13 protein-coding genes are annotated in these 15727 nt (G+C 35.3%); 2 read left to right on the forward strand and 11 right to left on the reverse strand.

Annotated elements, in window-relative coordinates:
• Nucleotides 1-86: 86 nt before the first annotated feature.
• The 10 genes from ACPUVN_RS07420 to ACPUVN_RS07465 all read right to left on the reverse strand — a co-directional run bounded on the left by ACPUVN_RS07420 (nucleotide 87) and on the right by ACPUVN_RS07465 (nucleotide 11140).
• Entirely contained in the window at nucleotides 87-458 is a 372-nt protein-coding gene (locus ACPUVN_RS07420; protein ID WP_426370348.1) for a hypothetical protein, read from the reverse strand.
• Between the two features lie 246 nt (nucleotides 459-704).
• Complete coding sequence (locus ACPUVN_RS07425) at nucleotides 705-2960, reverse strand: molybdopterin cofactor-binding domain-containing protein (protein WP_426370349.1); 2256 nt, start codon at nucleotides 2958-2960, stop codon at nucleotides 705-707.
• Nucleotides 2957-3454 (reverse strand): (2Fe-2S)-binding protein, encoded by a 498-nt coding sequence (locus ACPUVN_RS07430; protein ID WP_426357228.1) that lies wholly within the window; start codon nucleotides 3452-3454, stop codon nucleotides 2957-2959. The genes ACPUVN_RS07425 and ACPUVN_RS07430 overlap by 4 nt, the downstream gene beginning before the upstream one ends.
• A 421-nt stretch (nucleotides 3455-3875) precedes the next feature.
• The gene (locus ACPUVN_RS07435; RefSeq protein ID WP_426370350.1) at nucleotides 3876-4271 is read right to left on the reverse strand and encodes a DoxX-like family protein; all 396 of its coding nucleotides are present in this window, start codon (nucleotides 4269-4271) and stop codon (nucleotides 3876-3878) included.
• Nucleotides 4272-4281: 10 nt separating this feature from the next.
• On the reverse strand, nucleotides 4282-4755 hold the full coding sequence (locus ACPUVN_RS07440; RefSeq protein WP_426370351.1) for a DUF2269 family protein: 474 nt from the start codon (nucleotides 4753-4755) through the stop codon (nucleotides 4282-4284).
• Nucleotides 4755-5891: a saccharopine dehydrogenase family protein gene (locus ACPUVN_RS07445; protein ID WP_426357226.1), complete on the reverse strand. Its 1137-nt coding sequence runs from the start codon at nucleotides 5889-5891 to the stop codon at nucleotides 4755-4757. Before ACPUVN_RS07445 ends, ACPUVN_RS07440 begins: the two co-directional genes overlap by 1 nt.
• Nucleotides 5888-6577: a penicillin-insensitive murein endopeptidase gene (locus ACPUVN_RS07450; protein ID WP_426370352.1), complete on the reverse strand. Its 690-nt coding sequence runs from the start codon at nucleotides 6575-6577 to the stop codon at nucleotides 5888-5890. Before ACPUVN_RS07450 ends, ACPUVN_RS07445 begins: the two co-directional genes overlap by 4 nt.
• The gene (locus ACPUVN_RS07455; RefSeq protein WP_426370353.1) at nucleotides 6574-9297 is read right to left on the reverse strand and encodes a DEAD/DEAH box helicase; all 2724 of its coding nucleotides are present in this window, start codon (nucleotides 9295-9297) and stop codon (nucleotides 6574-6576) included. The genes ACPUVN_RS07450 and ACPUVN_RS07455 overlap by 4 nt, the downstream gene beginning before the upstream one ends.
• A gap of 2 nt (nucleotides 9298-9299) precedes the next feature.
• Nucleotides 9300-9956 carry a serine aminopeptidase domain-containing protein gene (locus ACPUVN_RS07460; protein ID WP_426370354.1) on the reverse strand — a complete coding sequence of 219 codons (657 nt, stop codon included), beginning with the start codon at nucleotides 9954-9956 and terminating at the stop codon, nucleotides 9300-9302.
• 248 nt (nucleotides 9957-10204) lie between these two features.
• Nucleotides 10205-11140, reverse strand: a complete 936-nt coding sequence (locus ACPUVN_RS07465; RefSeq protein ID WP_426370355.1) for a DUF1186 domain-containing protein — start codon at nucleotides 11138-11140, stop codon at nucleotides 10205-10207.
• A gap of 286 nt (nucleotides 11141-11426) precedes the next feature.
• Here ACPUVN_RS07465 and ACPUVN_RS07470 point away from each other — a divergent pair, with 286 nt between their 5' ends.
• Entirely contained in the window at nucleotides 11427-11888 is a 462-nt protein-coding gene (locus ACPUVN_RS07470; RefSeq protein ID WP_426370356.1) for a hypothetical protein, read from the forward strand.
• Nucleotides 11889-11890: 2 nt separating this feature from the next.
• Complete coding sequence (locus tag ACPUVN_RS07475; RefSeq protein WP_426357220.1) at nucleotides 11891-12112, forward strand: helix-turn-helix transcriptional regulator; 222 nt, start codon at nucleotides 11891-11893, stop codon at nucleotides 12110-12112.
• Nucleotides 12113-12631: 519 nt separating this feature from the next.
• Here ACPUVN_RS07475 and ACPUVN_RS07480 read toward each other — a convergent pair.
• The gene (locus ACPUVN_RS07480; protein ID WP_426370357.1) at nucleotides 12632-15721 is read right to left on the reverse strand and encodes a chemotaxis protein CheB; all 3090 of its coding nucleotides are present in this window, start codon (nucleotides 15719-15721) and stop codon (nucleotides 12632-12634) included.
• Nucleotides 15722-15727 lie beyond the last annotated feature (6 nt).

Consider the following 15727-nt stretch of genomic DNA (forward strand, 5'->3'; position numbering starts at 1 on the left):
CTCTTATATCGTTAAACTGCAGACATAAAAAAACACTAATAATTTAGTGTTTTTAGAATCTAAACTTTGATAAAACAGTCCTGTTATTAATTACGTTTAAACAACTCATTTTTACTGGCGTAAAACCAGGTTAAGGCGAGTAGCAATAATGTAACTACAACAGCTACAGGTTCAAATGCGCTGCCTAGAATTTCGCGATATTTCTTTGCCCAAAACAAAGCATAAAAACAATGATTGGTAAGAATAAAACCACACCAAAAGTTTAGGTATTGCGCCCATTTTACTTGTTTGAATCCGTACCAAGCTAAGTTTCCTAAAAATACAGAGATGATCAGTATGATGGTTGGAATAATAAAGTGTTTGCCGATAATAAATGTTTGCAATACTGCCAATATGGCGATGGCTGCAAAGGTAGCGATTAGCCAATCGAGTCCGTGCTGTAAAGCTAGTTTTTTCATTTTAATTGTCCGCTTATTTAATGTAATGATTGGTACTGTGTAAGTGATTTACATTATTAGAATGTGTATGAATAGACAAAAATCATAGTGTTATTAGTTAATTATTTAAATTTATAGCTAACCCTTAAATAAGGCTTTACCTACACTTAAAGAAAGCTAGAACTAAACCAAGCACCAAATATAAGATACAAAAAAACCGCTTACATGCTTTATATTAAGCTCTGTAAGCGGTTTTACTAATAGCGTTTAAGCTCTTAGCTGATTTCCAATCGGCAACTGTCTAATACGTTTACCACATGCGGCGAATATTGCATTACATAATGCAGGAGCATAAACAGGAGTACCTGGTTCACCAACACCTGCTGGTGGAGCATCACTTTCAATAATTTCCACGTCTATTTCTAGCGGGCAATCATTCATACGCGGTACGCGGTAGTCGTGAAAATTACTTTGTTGTACACGACCATTATCAAAAGTAATACCTTCACTAATTGCAGCTGTAATTCCGTAAATAGAACCACCTTGTATTTGATTTTTCACGGTATCAGTATTTACTACTGTTCCAGCATCAATGGTCGCCCATGATTTAATAATTTTAAGGTCACCTTTTTCTGAAACCTCTACTTCAACCACTGTAGCTACGTAACTTAAGAAGCTTCTATGTGCGGCTATTCCCATACCTCGACCTTTAGGAAGTTTTCTACCCCACTTACTCATTTCAGCTACTTTTTCAATAGCATTACGCAACCGACTAATGTCTAACGGGTAAACTGCTTTATCTCCGCCGTAATTATCATATTCAGCATTTTCTTCTGTCACATCTAATATACGGTCAGGACCAATAGTTTCTAATAAGTAATCTTTTTGATCTCGTCCTGCTTTATGTGCTGCTTCAGCAATAAATGACTGAATAGCAAAGGCATGAAAAATATTAGAAACCGAACGCATCCAACCTATTCTTGCTTTAGCAGGAGCTTCACCATTTTCTAACTTCATGTTAGGTGTATTAATTGGGTTATCAGTAAAACCTAAACGTAACTCAAAGCCAGCAGGAGTAGTAGCACCCTCTTGGAAAGTAGATACAATAGGTGAAAACGCAGTACGATGTAAATACGCTTCTATTGCACCATTTTTATCTAATGACGCTTCGATGTGTTGTGCTGAAACGGCATGGTAGAAACCATGTTGTATATCGTCTTCACGAGTCCATTGAACACGGATCGCTTTACCTGTTTTCATTGAAATGTAAGCTGCTTCGGCAGAAAAATCAGGTTTAGACTTTCGGCCAAAACCGCCACCTAACATAGTAACGTGAACGTTAATTTGTTCTTTTGGCATGCCAACCATGGCACCGACTGTTGTCATATCGGCTTGGGGATTTTGCGTCGCAGCCCAAACATCTACTCGGTCTTTGTAATACATTGCTGTAGCACAAGGTGGCTCCATTGGTGCTTGAGCTAAATGCGGTGCATAATAATCAGCCACTAATTTATCGCTGGCTTTGGCTAAAATACTTTCAGCATCGCCTATCTCTCGAATAGATCTCTGTGATGCAGATACTTTGGCAAGTAAACTTTCCTTAAACACTTCTGAATTATAATCGCCGTTTTTACCGTCATCCCATATTACAGTTAATGCTTTGCGGCCTTGCATTGCTGCCCAAGTATTATTAGCAACGATGGCAATACCACCTTTAGGCTGAAACAAAGGTGCGCCTTGTGGAGCTGGGATTTCTACTACGTCTACCACGCCTTCAATTGCTTTAGCGGCTTTTGCGTCAAAGCTTTTAACTTTACCACCAACAACTGGAGGACGAACAATCATTGCAATAAGCGCTTTAGGCTCTTGCACATCAGCCGCAAACGTTGCTTTTCCTGTTACGATATCTTTTAAATCGATATGTTCCATAGCGGTATTAATGTAACGCCACTCGCTACGTTTTTTAAGCGAGATTTTATCTGTTTCTGGTGGTGTGATGTTTAATGCATCATTTACCAACTCAGCATAAGTTAGGGTTTTACCTGATGTATGAGTAACTATGTGCTGCACTGCTGAACATGAATCTATAGATACACCCCAACGCGTTGCTGCTGCTTGTCGCATAAGATGACGAACACTTGCACCCATTTCACGTAGACGCTGCATATTGTAACGAATACTGCGTGAACCATCGGTATTTTGGTCACCGTATTTAAGATCGCCTTTACCTTGAATAACAACAACTTTGTCCCAAGACGCTTCCATTTCATCAGCTACAATTTGTGCAATTGCAGTGCGGATTTGTTGACCCATTTCAGAACGATGACAAGTAATTTCAACTATTCCATCAGGACGTAAAGCAACAAATAAATTAGCTCTTTTTGCTAATTCAGATGGCTTCTCAAGTACCCCAGCCATTACTCTAGGTGCTGCTCCTGTAAAACATGTACCAAGAACTAAAGCACCAACGGCAGCACTAGATTTTAAAAAATTACGACGCGTTAAATCAAAATATTGGCTCATACTTCTTCTCCTGCTTTTTCAGGAACATAATAAGCAACACCTGCCATTGATTTAGCCGCAGATTTGATCGCTTTATGGATGCGAGGATAAGTACCACATCGACAAATATTACCTGACATGCTTTGCACAATTTCATCATCAGTTGGCGTAGGATTAGTTGCAAGCAAACTAGCAGCTTGCATCATTTGACCACATTGACAAAAACCACATTGAGGAACTTTGTGTTCTACCCAAGCTTGTTGCACTGGATGTTCACCGTCTTCACTTAAACCTTCAATAGTAGTGATTTTACTACCTGAAACTGCGGAAACAGGCAATACGCACGAGCGTTGCGCAACACCGTTAATATGAACAGTACATGCACCACATTGCGCCATGCCACAGCCAAATTTAGGTCCAGTTAATTGTAACTCATCTCTTAAATACCAAAGTACAGGCGTTGTTGGGTCACCCGCAAATTTACGAATTTCACCGTTGACGGTAAACGTAATCATGTTTATATCTCCATTGCAGTAAGTAAATGATCTTGGTTCGTTTTCTTACATAGCATATTTAATTTTATTTATTGATATTATCAACTGTATATTACTAAACCATAAATTTAGTTTATTAGTGACTAATTTTTGATGATTGGTAAGTGGTATTATTATTTGAATGCATACAGCTCTCTCAGTACTATAGCCTACGTTATTTCATTAAATTTACCATAGGAAATTCATCACTCTAGCGTGATCTTGAATGTGATTTTTGTATCTAATTATTACAATTTAGAAATCATACTGGTATCAGCACTTCATCACAGAGGTGATATTGCCAATAATAAAAACAATAAATAAACAGAAAATGATTTGAAAAGGGCTATTAATTTACTTAAAAGCACTTATTGATAATAGAGTGTTTCTAAGCTCTAAAACGTTAAGTATCATTATCACTAGTCGCCTTTTCGCTATATATAAAAGCTATCAATACAATAATTGGGAAATTTTTAGTTATTGGACCAAATGGGTGCCACCAAAAACTCGGTTCAATAAAGGTTAAAAGTACGGTATACACTCCAATAATCATCACTTGTACAATACAGCACAGCTTAAGTTTGAATGCAGTAAGTATCCAAAGACCGAGTATAATATCTAGAATTCCACCTGCATAAACAGCTGTATCCGCTAAAGGGCCTGTAATACCTGAATTATTTAATATTTCATAACCAATTTCAGGCGATAAATAAATTGAGGTTATCCCTGTAAAAATCCATAAAAAGCTCAGTGAATACTTTGCAGCTTTAATTAGGGAATATTGCTGGCTATTGTTCATACCTACTCCTTTAAGCTACAGGAAATGGTTTAAAAACCATTAACCAAAAAATTGCCAAAATAGCGATAAAGGCTGGAATACCAAGTAAGGTCCATGTTCTCATTAATGATTTGAACTCAGGCGTAACTTGGTTTAAATCTAAAGAGTTTTTCGCTAATTCACGCAGTTTGTATTGAATATGAAGCACAGGTAACCAACAAATGCCTATAAAAACAAATAGCCCAGCAACGCAATAAAACCAAAGAGCAGAAAATGAATAGCCTAGTATGTTCATCAAATACACTCCTGTTATTATTTGAGTAATAACAGCAGGTGTTGTAAATATCCAATCCGCTAAAATCACATGCTTAGCGGTAATATAAATGGCTTGTGGATTATTAGAACGATTTGCCATAAACATAAAAAAGGCAATGCCCGCTCCTGTACCTGTTAATACAACAGCTGCAAGTATATGGATCAACTTAATAAGTAAATAATACTCCATTAGATCCCTGTTACCTTTTCTTCAAAATGAATATCCAAGGCTTCAAAGTCAGATTTAAATTCGTTTAATTCGATCAAGCTAATACAAGACATAGCGCCCGTTGGCAGTTGTGAGCTGTTGTTATCATTTAACAAAAGTTTTCTCGCTAAGATAATAGTTGAAAGTGTTGGAATATATGGACCATGACCTTTAGGCGCATACAAAGTCCATTTAATTTGTTTACTATTTCCATGATTGTTTTTACCACGAATAAGCACTTCCATAGCCCCTTTATCGCTACCTAGAGGAAGGAATATATTACTGGTGCCAACGATGACTTTTGCTAATGATGCCCAGCTTTTAACTAAGCCTATTTTTGATAAGTAAGCCATACCAACCATTGTTAAATGTAATAGTGGGATCTCTAACCCTGCTTGGAAGCTAACTCGCTTAGAAACACTATAACGCTCAGGGAATAATTCTAAATCTGGAACATCAACATTAGCTAAATAGCGTTTGCCTACAAAGCCACCAAAATCATTTACCTTTGGATCCATCCAACCATAAACATTTTGCCAACAGCCTTCCTTAAATACATTCAAAGGATGTCCTGTATAAGACAATATTGCCTCAACAGTGGCTAAACCACGCTCTGCCTTATTACCTGGAGCAATTGCAATATCTATCGATTCAATGGCGCAAAACTGATCTTGATAATGCTCAACTACAGCTGAAGATAATCCTGGTACAGAACTCGCTCCACTGACAATCAACACGCCTTTATCTATAGCTTGTTGATCCAAAATGCCAATATCACAAACAAACCTGCGGTCATCCGCTAAATCAATATAATGAGCTCCGCATTCTATACACGCTTTCGGCACACGATAATCTTGCCCTTGAAAAGGTCCACTTGTGTGAATAACTAAAAAGGGTGAAATAGTTGCTAATTGGGTTTTAAAATCGTCCGCAAAAATATCAATAACCAAAGGTTCTAAACTAGCTTGAGAAGTCGCTTTTAAGCTTTCAACTAATGCTAACGATTTAGCTAAATTACGACCAGCAATTAATAGAGTTATATCTTTAATTCCTGCAAGGTTTTCAACGATTCTTTTACCAAAGTTTCCATATCCACCAAGAACTATAACTTTATTCATGATTTGAATTCCTTACACGGAATAACAAAATCTACATGATAGTGTTCATCATGCCTTACCCATGAAGGTTTTTTAGAAAACTGTATGTGTTTTTTAAGATAAGGTCCGTAAGTGGTTTTGAAAAGTTCAGGCTGTAATTTAGGGTCAAATATTACTCGCCATAAATCTACACCTTGGCTAACTGCTTCTTTATGAAGCGCTACAATATGTGCAGCTAAAGCAATATAATCGATAGTGTATTCTTCATATTTTCCATCACTATTAAACTCGATATTGTAGCCAAATTTGTTCAGCGGATGCGTTGGCAAATGAGATGATTTGCCAGACTGATTTACAACGGGTGTCATAAAATCTACCGACAAACCATTACGGTGAGTTTTATGTGGTTTGAATTGCCCACCATCTTCAAAACCCGTTTCTGCATACTTAAATACTTTAGCGGGCAGCTCAACTTCTAACGTTTTATAGGCGTTTACTATAATACTGTGTACTTGCGAGTGTACGTTTGTTCTCCCCGCAAGACTAGAAATACGGCTGTATCCAACATAATTGGAACCCGAAAACGGTAACGCGATACCATTATCTAACCTCCCTTTTGAAGTTGTTCCATAACAAGTGCTCTCTTTAGCCTCAACTAACGTAGACAGCGTAGATAACATAAAAAAGATAAAAATTATTGACCTCATGCTCTATCCTCTAAATGTGTTTTACCTTGAGCTAATCCTAATTTTTTAACTATTTTGGCAATACAAACTTCTTTATCCACTACCCATAAACCATAACTTATAGGTAATACTTCAACTCCTGCTCTTTTAAATACTTTGTAGGTATTTAATTCAAAAAAGTCGGCCCATGGACCTGGAAAGCCAATTAAATCTATTGCCAAATATTGACCATTATATCGACAAAGGATATCTACTTCTGTACCAGCAAGGTTATAACTAGGCCAAGTTTTTATACCTAGTATTTCTAATTCACCTATTACATTTTGCTGAAATTCATCAAGGTCAGTTGTTACAGAGTGAGTTGCTTCAAATTGACTTATAGAGCCCAAATATTTTCGAAGTAAGTTTTGTTCAGGTAATTGGCTTTCATCTATTGATAGGAATAATATTTGCTTTTGCCTTGCTCGTGTAATGGTAACGTTGAAAACATCTGCTTTATTCAAATATACCGCTGCACGTTTTGAGTCATTATCTACAGAAAAAGAGATAAGCATAATGTCTCTTTCTTCTCCTTGGAAACCATAAGGAGTTGCCGCACGGATTTTATGTTTTACAATGTCAACTTGACTAAAGTTGGCTTCAATCTCTTTAGCTATATGTTCTGCCTGATGCCTAAAGGGTGAGATAACGCCTATACTATGGGTAATTCCAACTAGGTTGTCTGCTTTTATTTGGTTTTTAATAGCCTGTATAACATGTTCAGTTTCAAGATGGTTAACACCCGTTTTATCTCTTACTCCACCAACGCTCTGTAAATGAAGGTGACCACTACTGGTACAAGGTCGGTGCTGCATAACTTTTAATTTATTTTGATAAAAGTGTTGGTTACTAAAATGAATTAGCTCAGGTTTACTTCTAAAGTGTTCATCTAAAAATGCTAACTGTTGATGGCTAGACAATGCCGTTAAAGCTAAATCTAAAATAGAGTTGTCACGATAACTTACTACGCCTTCACTATCAGGTTTGAGATCGTTTTTAATAGTCAACTGCGCTTCTTTGCTTTTAGCCAAAAACGAGTAATGCCTCAGTTGTTTTGTATCGCCAACTACCATTGCCCTTTTTGCGCGATAAAGTGCGGGTAAACAACTACTGATATTACATTGGGTTGCTTCATCAATAATAACTAAATCGAACATTTCAGCTTTTAAAGGTAACACTCTATAAAGTGTATTTAGGCTGACGAGCCAAACAGGAAAAGCTGAAAGCAATGATGAATATTCAATATCATCGAAAAATTCAAATTGCCTTTTAGAAGTTCGACTTCGAATAGCTTTATTAAAAGCTTGTAGCGATGCCCTTTCCTTTTCAACTAAGGTTTTTAAATTTCTATTTTTTAATGCGCTTAAATAACCAGCGGCAAGCCTTTCTCGTTGAATATGTTTTGTATTAATTTCATTTAAAGCAGCCCACTCGTTAGTCAGTTTTTTAATGCCACTTTTTGCTAAAGCTAAATATAAACGTGTTATCCATTTTGTGTCTCTTTGTTGCAAGCCTTTTAATCTTTGCCCTCTAACAATGGCTTTATGACAAAATTTAACAAAGCTTTTTTCTAGTAAATGTAATGAGCTATTAATTGCTTTTAACTCTAATTCGCAAGTATCAGGTTCTTTATTTAACTCTTCTGTAAAATACCCTGCCAGCAGGTTTTCAATGTATGTTTTTAACTTTTTAAGAAACTCTTTTTGCCCTGCTCTAATCGATACATCACTTAAACCAAAGTTTTCACCTAACTTATCAGCAATAACATCTAAAGCGGCATCGTTATTAGCAACAATAAGTACAGATTCATCGCGTGCCATATGCTCTGCTGCAATGGCAGCTATGGTATAGCTTTTACCCGTTCCTGGAGGGCCTGAAGCGCAACCTAAATTTTCGTTGGCGGCAATTGAGATGATTTTCTTCTGTGGTGTTGACAGCAATCCTGGCAGGTAATCATATTTTAGAGACTTGATTGCTTCTGAGTTTTTAAATGCTTTTTGTGAAGGTAGTAACAGCTCCGATAATGGTGGAGATAGACTGTCAGATTCAATAACCTCTTCTAGCTCATGAAGTACACCACGACTGCTTGTTGATCTTTCAACAAAAACCAACATGGAAGCTGGAAGTAACGTCGGTGTTTTTCTTTTTAAAGCTTTTTTAATTTCATCGGAGTTAACAAGGCTAGGAAAGTTAAGCAACTCAAGTAAGTTTAATTCTAAAGGGCTATCTTTAAGCCATGACAGCCACAAGGATGTTGATTGAATGTTTGTGCTATCTTCTAAGTCAGGTCTGCCATCACTTTCAGGCATTAATAATTGCGTTAACGATTCATTTATTTCAGGGGTTTGATTATTTACAGAAAAGTAGTAATTGTTGTTTTCTTCTTCTATTACCGCTTCATTAAACAGGATAGGTGTAGCTACCTCTTTCATTTCGCCTTTGATTTCGAGTTTTCCTACTAAAATAAAGCTCGCGTAAAGCAATACACGTTCGCGTTGATAAACTTCAACACGCTTCATCATTTGTTCAGCAAAGTCTTGAGGAATAGGCATTCGAGGAAGAAAGCCTGAGCCTAAATCATCTTGACCTTCTAATATGAAACAATCATCTTTTTTGAGTTTATTTAAGTTCCATAAATTCAGATCAGCACTGTCTTCTTTGTAGCAATCTCGGTAGTAGGAAATGATATTTTTGATCGACACTGTTAGCTTTGTCCTGACTGTATAAATTGATTTACCACTAAGGCACATTCTTTAGGTTTTGTTTGTAACACAAAGTGAGGTCCTGCTATTGTTTTAAATTCTATATGATTAAAAATTTTAGAAACTTCCTGACTTTTATTCGCAGATATAAGCTTATCTGAAAGTGCTTGAATATATAGAGTTGGTAATTCAAAAGTTACCTGTGGAAGAACTTGCTTGCTCATAACCTCTAATCTATTTTTAAGAATTTCATCTGGAATGGATTTAATCACTTTTACGAAATTGGATACAAGCGCTTTTGAAGCTCCTCTCCCCAAAAAGAGTAATTTATGAAAAATAATGGATATAGGCGAAGAAGCCAAAGCTTTAATAGGTAACCGTTTAGCAATAGGTAATAAGTATTTATTGGGAGAGCTTAGGAAACTAGCGACAAAAATCACACCTTTTATATGTATTGGGCCAAGCTTAAGTAGTTCAGGAACAATACCTCCAGAAAATGACTCAGCAAGTAAAATGTAATCTTGTTGCGGTAATTGTTTATATATAACTTGAGCTAATGATGCATGATCTTGAGGAGCATGTTCTGGTAATGGAATAACTAAATAATCACCATCAACATGAGATAAAAATTCTGTAAATAGTTCTCCTGTACCATCCATACCGGGTAATAATACTAATATTGAAATAACGACTTCCTTGTAAGAAACAAAGCGTAAACATTTGTTAAACAAACTATATTATAGGTCACTGAGAAAAGCTATTGATGTGAAGCGTTATAAGGATAGTTGGAATAAACAATCAGAGGTTAAAATGTGTCTCTTTATTAATTCGTCAAAAGCTAAAAAACGCTAATAAATTAGCGTTTAATAAAACTTTAAAACTCAATTAACTTGTTCAACTTATAAGCTTATTGTAAACAACACTTCTTGAATTTTTTGCCACTACCACATGGACATGGATCGTTACGACCAACAGTTGGTAATGCACTAACAGGTACACTGTTTTCTAGAATGGTATTTTCGTTATACATAATACTATCTAATAAACCGCCATATTCCATTAAAGTATCAAAATCATCAGACTCTTCATCTTCTGAGTCATTTTCAATCCAGATTTTTAATGTGTTAATCATATTAAAATCTGTTTGAACCATACCTGATCCAACGAGTTGGCGGCTATTTTCGTTATTCCATGCCTTTACTTCAGATTCTTTAAACCGTTCTTCATCAAGTAGGCCTTTATCACACAATTCGTTAAATTGGCTTTTAAAAGTATTTAATTGATATTGAACACAACAGTCGCCTAATACACTCATTAAAAAACTGTTAATTGCACTTGGAATAGCTAGGAATGAAGCCAACCATCGACGGACATGTTCTTCTAACTCATTTTCATCAATGATCCCTACTTCATATTGGGCAAATACCGCTTCAATCGCGGCTCCTTTTCCATACATAGATTGATGGCCATCAGAAATAAAATTACATAATGCTTGGGTATTTCCATCTGCAACATTGAAAAATAAAGTTGGTGTTAATTCAGTGATTGTATCGCCAAATAAAGTTTCTAGTGGAGTTAAAAAAGAATCGCTGCGTGCAAATAGGTGTAAACATTTTTCTAAAGCAGGTGAATACTTTAATTCGGCTAATAATAATGTTCCAAAAAACAGAATAGGCTCTTGTTCATTGGTTAATGACGTATCGTCTGCGATGAACTGATCGATGATATTTTCTAACTCAATATAAAATGCAGGCCAATTTTGTTTTGCCGCGGATATACCAGCAATAGTTAAGTTGTCGTCGTTTGGATTACTTATTGCCAATAAAGTTTGTTCTAAGTTCATTTAAAGTTCCGCGTTGAATAGTCATTTATGAGTGCATATACCGAAGATCGTATACTAACATTTCTTATTATTGTTAACATTTAAATAGATAAGTTAAGCAAATAAATTTTCAATCAAATAACCAGCCTGCTTTCTCGCCATATAACAAATGATTAATACATCGTTGATATCAGTTACAAGTCAAATTTACGATACATAATGTCTAATATATTTGACATCACTTAAAAGTAAAATTAACATTACACCATGTCAAATATTTTTGACACCACATAATAAGGGGTAAGAAATGTCATTTGTTCATAAAAGTGTTTGGGTGCAATTTTTAATTACTGCATTTATTGCATATTCCTACGGTAGTGAGTTTGTTCATTTGTTTTCAACAGAGCAACTTAATGATGATAGCTTTAGCTCATTACTATTTTCTACGGTTATTAAGCTCGTTATACTTAATTTCGTTGTAAATATCATAGTGGCAATATTGAGTAACAAGGACGAAGTCGAGCAAGAAAGTGATGAGCGAGATGTATTGATTAATTTAAAAGGTGGAAACGTCGCCTACAACATGCTGAGTGCTTGGGTGGTATTCATAATAGTTAGCTTATGGGCAACATCATTAGGTAAAAGTCTTTACCATTTTGGTACATTAAGTGGAGAATTCAACATCTTGAATATATTACTTGTAGGCTTTCTTGTTGTAGAAATAATAAGATTTTCTTATCAGTTATTTCACTATCATAAGGGCGTGTAATTATGCCTAAAGTATTGACTAATAATGTTCGCGTTTTACGCTTTCATCGTAATGAGATGACACAGCAAAATTTAGCCAAAAAGGTTAGTGTCTCTAGGCAAACTATTGTTGCAATAGAAAAAGGCAAATACTCACCATCGTTAGAAGTTGCCTTTAAAATTGCCGATGTATTTGATGTATCGATTTCAGAAGTATTTAGTTATCAAGAGCAAGTTGATAACTAATATTTGATTCTAAATTGCTGCTGATTGATGAATATTAGCACTATAATTTGACTGTACACTCAACAAATAAACCATTCATCCACAAATAAAACCCTCTATTGTAGATATCAAATCATAGGCGAAAAAATCTGATATGTTTCAATAACAGGTTCTTAGAATGTGTCGGATATATTCAAGGATGAAATTATATGGTTTTCACATGGATGTGATAAAAGCCAAGAGATGGTGATTTCAACTCTACATCAGGTTTAGCGCTATAAACCCTCGGTTCTAAACATTAAACTTTAGGCGAAAAAAAACTGTTATCTTTCGATAACAGGTCCTTAGAATGTGACGGTGAAATAGAGATTTGAACTCTACTGAAGGTTTAGCGTTCTAAATTATCTAATCCATTAATATAATATAGACAAAAAAAACGCTAATAATATTAGCGGTTTTTATTTACAGTATGCTGAAAGATATGAGACGAGTTAAGGTTTAGTAATTTACTATAACGTTATTCACTCTTAAACTAATATGTTAACTATATAGTTTTCTCATAATTGTACTCATTTCACTTCGCTCTAGCGCGTAATCAATTGTGCGAATTAGCAAAGGTGAATTAACCTCAGTTTTATTAATCGAGTCTACTATATCGTCTGATAAAAAATCTTGATCCATACTATCCTCATCTCTTCCTGAGAGAAGGATGATTGGCGGTATAGATTCATTATTTTTATGTGCTTTTTTAGAGAAATCTGCAGCAGTCCCGTCTGGCAATTCATAATCTAATAATACTACGCTAAAATCATTATCTTTTATCGCTTGCAAGCCCTCTGCAATTGTAACGGCTTCGGTAATATTATAATTTTGATTATTACCTTTCTTTAGTAACCTTGAAATGTTTTCTCTATCAACATTATCATCATCAACAAGTAAAACTGATACATCGTTACTTCGTTCTATTCTATGAAGTAGCTTCTTAGATCGCGTTTCTATAACACTTTTAAATTGTTGTTGAGCATGTTTTAAGGCATCTTCTACGAACTTTAAACGTGATATATTAGTAATAGTTATCACTACACCTTGATTTGATTGACTTAAATATTCTTTTTGTGCGTAAGGTAAAATTCGTATTAACGCTGTTTGACCCGAGTTAGTTGATATATCTTTTTCAATTTCAATACCGTCTGTACTAACGTTCGCTATTTGAGTTAATAGTTCGTCGTAGTCTAGTTCATGTGAAATATGATGAATAGGTCTACCAATATCAGAGGCTCGTAAGTTAATATAACTCGTTGCATGAGGCGTAAATTTACGAATAGTTAGGTGTTCATCTAAAAATATAATACCAATATCGGTAGAATTTATCACACTATCTAAATCAACATTCGCTTCTGTTAATTGATTGATTTTTTCTTGATATTCACTATTTACGGTATATAACTCTTCATTTACAGACTGCAATTCTTCATTCGTACTTTGCATTTCTTCGTTTGCCGACATCAACTCTTCGTTTGCTGATTGCAATTCTTCGTTGGTGGTTTCTAACTCTTCGATAGTTATTTGTAAATGTTCTTGTTTTTTGATCAGTTCTTGTTCTAAGTCATAAATACGTTGTTGTGACTGTTCACCCGCATCAAAGGTGATTGATTTAACTAGTTTACGTGTAGGTTGCTCTTCTAAATGCTCAATAAATTGAAGTACATAGGTACGCGGTGCACTTTGATGTTCACTTTGTTTAACAACAAATACAGCTAAATCAACAAGTACCTCTACTTTACCTATTTTGAAGCTTACATCATTATAAAATACGTCATCTCCGTTTTTCTCGCTCCGATATAATGCCGTCGAGATAGCGATGCTCAAATCAGGTTTAATGATTTCTTTTATATTGGTACTCACTTTTCCAGAAGTAAATCCTCTGGTATAGCGAGATACATCACCGTATACAAGCACTGCATCAAAACTGTCGTTTAGCACGATACAATCAGGTGCGTAATGTTCTATTAGTTTCTCCATCACGGCTGTGTATTTATTATTAACAACTGTTTGAGAAGATCGGGCTGTATTTGTTAAATTAGGTAATGTTGAAGATGGTGATGATGAAAGCGACTCATGTTTTAACATTGAATTACTTAAAGGCAAACGTGTGGCACTCACTTTTTGAAAAATACGTGTACGTTCATCAATAACTTCAAAGTTTACTTGCATATTACCTAAAGATTCTGAATTACCTAAAAACAAGAAACCATATTGTTTGATAGCAAAATAAAAAGAAGCAAAAACTTTTTGTTGAGCTGCATGCTGAAAATAAATAAGCGCATTTCGGCAGCTTACTAAATCTATATTTGAAAACGGTGGATCTTCAATCATATTATGCTGAGCAAATATAACCATTTTACGAAGCTCTGATGATACGCGGTAAGCATCGCCTGAAGGTATAAAGTAACGTTCAAGTCGCTCACTTGAAATATCATCAGCAACTTCTGCTGAATAAAGTCCGTTACTTGCTTCAGTGATTATTTCTTCATCTACATCTGTAGCAAAAATTTTAACTTGGCGATCAATATTGTGTTTTCTTTTGGCTTCATCGAATAATATACCTATTGAGTAAGCTTCTTCGCCTGAAGAACAAGCTGCGATCCAAATGCGTATAGGATCACTTAAATTTCCAGACTTTAATACATTTTCAACCACTAATCCTGTTAGTTTTTTAAAGGCATCACCGTCTCTAAAAAAACGTGTAACATTAATTAATAATTCACGATTAAGTATTTGAACTTCTCTCGGAGAATCAAGTAATAAACGTAAATATGACTCTAACGAGCTCAGTTTATTAGTAACAATACGACGTTCAATACGTCGAGATACTGTAGACGGTTTATATTGTGAAAAATTAATTGAAGATTTGTGTTTTAGTAGTGCGAAAATTTCAGTAAGCGTATCTTCATCTCTACTACTACCAGCAGTGTAATTGATAGTAGGTTCATCGCCCGAAATATAAGGGTGATTCATGTAATTAACTAAACTTTCGCCCATTTCTTCAGGCGTTAGCACCATATCGGCTAACCCTGTATTAATTGCACTTCTAGGCATACCATCAAATTTTGCAGACTCAGGCTCTTGAATTACAACAAGCCCCCCTGCCTCTTTCATGGTTTTAATACCACGAGTACCATCACTACCAGTACCAGATAAAATAACGCAAATACCACGATGTTGTTGATCAACAGCTAACGAGCGTAAAAACACATCGATAGACAAATGTGGGTGAATGTCAGGCATTTGGTCAGATAAAAACAGTTTACCTTCTGTTATCAACATATTTTGACGTGGAGGCATTAAATAAATAGCACGAGCTTCTAGTGTAATACTGTCTTTTACTTCAAAAATTGGAATTGTTGTATGTTTACTTAGCAATTCAGACATCATGCTTTTGTAGTCAGGAGATAAATGCTGCACCACTACATAGGCTGCTTGTGTGTCTGTTGGTAAGTGTCCAAAAAAATCTTGTAAAGCTTCTAAACCACCTGCAGAAGCGCCAATACCAACAACATGTGTAGGCAATATTACGCCTTTGTTTTTTGTTTCTGTATCATTAGTATTTTTATCTTTTAAATTATCCACACAAAC

It is taken from the genome of Pseudocolwellia antarctica (assembly GCF_049933045.1).
Lineage (GTDB): Bacteria > Pseudomonadota > Gammaproteobacteria > Enterobacterales > Alteromonadaceae > Pseudocolwellia.

What these genes read in the sequence shown, in the direction of transcription:
- ACPUVN_RS07430 (WP_426357228.1), bottom strand. Translation starts at nt 3,454, where the DNA reads ATGATTACGTTTACCGTCAACGGTGAAATTCGTAAATTTGCGGGTGAC.
- ACPUVN_RS07465 (WP_426370355.1), bottom strand. Translation starts at nt 11,140, where the DNA reads ATGAACTTAGAACAAACTTTATTGGCAATAAGTAATCCAAACGACGAC.
- ACPUVN_RS07440 (WP_426370351.1), bottom strand. Translation starts at nt 4,755, where the DNA reads ATGGAGTATTATTTACTTATTAAGTTGATCCATATACTTGCAGCTGTT.
- ACPUVN_RS07435 (WP_426370350.1), bottom strand. Translation starts at nt 4,271, where the DNA reads ATGAACAATAGCCAGCAATATTCCCTAATTAAAGCTGCAAAGTATTCA.
- ACPUVN_RS07475 (WP_426357220.1), top strand. Translation starts at nt 11,891, where the DNA reads ATGCCTAAAGTATTGACTAATAATGTTCGCGTTTTACGCTTTCATCGT.
- ACPUVN_RS07460 (WP_426370354.1), bottom strand. Translation starts at nt 9,956, where the DNA reads ATGGATGGTACAGGAGAACTATTTACAGAATTTTTATCTCATGTTGAT.
- ACPUVN_RS07445 (WP_426357226.1), bottom strand. Translation starts at nt 5,891, where the DNA reads ATGAATAAAGTTATAGTTCTTGGTGGATATGGAAACTTTGGTAAAAGA.
- ACPUVN_RS07425 (WP_426370349.1), bottom strand. Translation starts at nt 2,960, where the DNA reads ATGAGCCAATATTTTGATTTAACGCGTCGTAATTTTTTAAAATCTAGT.
- ACPUVN_RS07420 (WP_426370348.1), bottom strand. Translation starts at nt 458, where the DNA reads ATGAAAAAACTAGCTTTACAGCACGGACTCGATTGGCTAATCGCTACC.
- ACPUVN_RS07450 (WP_426370352.1), bottom strand. Translation starts at nt 6,577, where the DNA reads ATGAGGTCAATAATTTTTATCTTTTTTATGTTATCTACGCTGTCTACG.
- ACPUVN_RS07470 (WP_426370356.1), top strand. Translation starts at nt 11,427, where the DNA reads ATGTCATTTGTTCATAAAAGTGTTTGGGTGCAATTTTTAATTACTGCA.